Origin of the sequence: Henriciella sp., from assembly GCF_049649345.1 — a bacterium.
GTDB lineage: Bacteria > Pseudomonadota > Alphaproteobacteria > Caulobacterales > Hyphomonadaceae > Henriciella.
Map to the genome: position 1 here is coordinate 1 of NZ_JBARZC010000537.1, position 3,202 is coordinate 3,202.

At 57.6% G+C, this 3,202-nt stretch carries 3 protein-coding genes and 1 pseudogene; 2 read left to right on the plus strand and 2 right to left on the minus strand.

Annotated elements, in window-relative coordinates; translation table 11 throughout:
- On the minus strand, positions 1-1,347 hold a 1,347-nt coding region (locus WA989_RS14770; RefSeq protein ID WP_424341246.1), incomplete at its 3' end, for a UbiA family prenyltransferase.
- Positions 1,348-1,422: 75 nt separating this feature from the next.
- On the opposite strand from WA989_RS14770, the gene WA989_RS14775 reads away from it, so the two are divergent.
- Positions 1,423-1,836, plus strand: coding sequence for an EamA family transporter (locus WA989_RS14775; RefSeq protein WP_424341247.1), 414 nt, complete (start codon positions 1,423-1,425; stop codon positions 1,834-1,836).
- The gene (locus tag WA989_RS14780) at positions 1,829-2,908 is read left to right on the plus strand and encodes an NAD-dependent epimerase/dehydratase family protein (protein ID WP_424341248.1); all 1,080 of its coding nucleotides are present in this window, start codon (positions 1,829-1,831) and stop codon (positions 2,906-2,908) included. Before WA989_RS14775 ends, WA989_RS14780 begins: the two co-directional genes overlap by 8 nt.
- A 47-nt stretch (positions 2,909-2,955) precedes the next feature.
- On the opposite strand, the pseudogene WA989_RS14785 reads toward WA989_RS14780, so the two are convergent.
- A pseudogene (locus WA989_RS14785) lies at positions 2,956-3,202 on the minus strand (glycosyltransferase family 2 protein); the annotation flags it as partial.

The following is a 3,202-nucleotide window of genomic DNA, read 5'->3' on the forward strand; positions in this document are numbered from 1 at the left end:
AGCCTCGTTCATGCTGATCATGTCCACGACCTCGGAAAGACGTTTCACGATCGCCAGCGCCAGGAAGAAAAACAGCGCAAAACCGGCAAGCCATGGCGAGAGTGCAATCAGCGTCGCAGCAGCGCCGGCGCCAACGCGAATGGTGTACAACCCGGCCAGGGTGAAAACATCGACCATGATCTTCCGCTTGAGGAAGAAGGAGTAGGAAAGCGTCAGCGCGTAATAGCCGACAAGCACCAGGACAAAGATCAGCGGCAATTGCCAGATGGCCAGGGAGAACCCGGCAGCAAGAAGCAATGGCGCCATCCACATTCCGGATTCAATCTTCAAGGCACCCGACGCAAACGGCCGGTTTTTCTTGCGTGGATGGGCCCTGTCGGCGTCAAGATCGAGCAGGTCGTTGAGCACGTAAACGCTTGATGCCGTGAGAGAAAAACAAATGAAGGCAAGCACAGCGTTCAGGATGATCGGAAGGCTGAATTCCTGGGCTGAAAGAAGCGGCACAAAGACCAGAATATTTTTCGACCACTGGTGAGGCCGGATCGTGTTGAGCAGCGCCCGGGGCCGGCTCATCGTCCTGCCAGACGCGAGGCTGATATGTTCGGCCTGTGGCGCGGCGCTTTCGGCCAGCGAGCGGACTTTCTGCGTCGCGCCCACGGTCACGGCCTTCTTGGCGCTGGTCCAGACTTTCACGTCTGAGGGGCTGTCTCCCATATAGGTGTAATTGCCGCGCCCATAGGTGCGGTCGAGAAATTCGGCTTTCGCGCTGCCCTTGAAATTGTTGCCCTCACTCGATCCATGAACCGCATCGAAAAGCCCGATATGGGCAGCAACAGCGTCAGCGATCTTCTGATTGGACGCCGTCGCCAGGACCACATAGGCGCCATCGGCTTTTGCGGCGCGAATGAAGGCAATGCATTCGCGATTGTAGGGCGCGGCCTCGACATCAGGCATGATGCGCTCTGCAGCGCGGGCCTTCAGATAGCTGCGCCCCATGAGCGCCCATCGCGTCAACTTGGCTATGTTGAACGGATTGTGCCCCAGCACAGCCAACACGTTTTCGAGCGTGAAATCGGTGGCCGTCAGCGTTCTGTCCAGATCAACCACAAGTATATCTTGCGCGGCCGATGGAGCAGCACTTGAGGCGTCTCTTGAAGACGGTGACGCTGCTGTCAATGTTGTCCCCTCATTCACTGGTATGACTGCCTCATATCCGCACAAGATGTAAAGTCGCTTGCCGAAAATGCCGCAAGATTGGTGCCTGAAATACAGCAACGACACACAGGCGTCATATATGGGTTGCACATGCGGTCTGATCAGCGCCAAAGGTAGTTTGCGAGGCGGCATTGGTTTTGCTTGGTTGCAGGTCCGGCCAGGATAAGCAGGGCCGAGGGGGAAAGACTTTTGGTAAAGTACATTCCAATGATCCTATTCGTCGTGACGACAAACGCGCTCTCGCAGACGTTCCTCAAGCAGGGAATGGTCGCAGTCGGCAAGTTCGATCTGACGACCTCGAATGCATTGATGACGGTGCTGAAGGTCGGGTTTCAGCCTTGGGTCATTGTCGGGCTCGCGACCATGGCCGTTTCAATGGCCGCTCATTTGTGGGTGCTCAGCCGTGTGCCGCTCACTTTTGCATTCCCTTTCATCGCCCTGTCCTATGTTTTCGTCCTCGCCATCGGCTATTTCGTGTTCAAGGAAAGCCTCAACATAAATCACTTCATCGGCACGTTCCTGATTATTGGCGGTCTGGTCTTTATTGGCTTTGCGGGCGATCAGTCGAGCGCCGCAGCCGAGCCCGTCGCACTTCTGCAGGAGACCCCTCAAAATGACTGATCCAAACGCTCCAACTGGCAGACACGTTATTTTCGGCGGCGATGGTTTCGTCGGACGCTATATTGCGCGCGATCTGCTTGCCCGCGGCGAAGAGGTTATCCTCGCCGACAAGGTGCAATCGCAGATGCCGGTCTACGAGTTCGCCAAATTCGTCGAATGTGATGTGCGTGACGCCGACCAGGTCCGCCAGGTCGGGCTTAAAGCCGGCGACATGGTCTACAATATGGCGGCCCGCCTGCTCATGCCGCCGGTAAAGAAATCAGAGCGCCATGACGCTTTCTTTCCGGTCCACGTCGACGGAACGAACAATATCCTTACAGAAATGAGCCGGCAGGGCTGCGACCGGCTCGTCCAGTTCTCGACCGACATGGTCTATGGGCGCTCTCTGGTGCCCCCGCCCATCCCGACCGATCACGCGCAGAACCCGATCGATGCGTATGGGCAATCAAAAAAGGCGTGCGAAGACGTCTGCGCGGAGTGGCGCCAGAAAGGCATCAACATCTCCATTTTCCGTCCCAGAATGGTTATGGGCCCAGGACGTCTGGGGCTGCTCGCCAATCTGTTCAAGCTGGTAAAGGCCAATCTGCCCGTTCCCACAATAGGATCGGGCAAGAACCGCTACCAGTTCGTGTCAGTGTTTGATTGCGCGAGCTTTGCAATCCAGGCCAGCGATATGGGGTGCCCGAACGGGGCCTGGAATATTGGTTCGGTGAATAATCCATCGACGCGGGACGTCCTGAAAACGCTGATCAGGCATGCCGGTTCGAAATCCATCGTGGTTCCGACCCCGGCCTTCGCCGTAAAAGCCGCTCTCAGCACCCTTGATTCGGTCGGCATGACCCTTCTGACACGCGAACAATACGCCATCGCCGATGAGGATTATGTTGTCGACGTCGAAGACCTTCGCGCCAAGTTCGGCCGCGTTCCTGAAGGGTCTGACGAGGAAATGATCATCCAGGCATGGGACAGCTGGGAGGATAATCCCGATCCGGAACACCTGCGCCAGCTCTTCATGACGAGCGAGGAATGGGACGCCTTTGTAAACAGCAAGGCTGCCGTCGAGGTCGGTTGACCGAAGGTCGCCTCGACGCGGCGCCGCGCCTTGTGGGCGCCTGAGCGCTATTTCATCTCGAGAATGCGGTCAGGTGAGATCCGCCGGGTCGCCCAGTCCCTGATACCGATCCAGTTCCCAACGACCCGCCCCCAGCGGTCGACCCATGGCTCAGGCCGCAGCATTTTCACATGATTGGCGACGAAATTGCGCCACATCAGCCTGCGTCCGAACCGGCCCGTCATGGTGCCGTTGCGCATCAGAGAGATCGGGTTGGCAATCTGCGAATAGCCACGCTTCGTTCCGCTCGTCCGG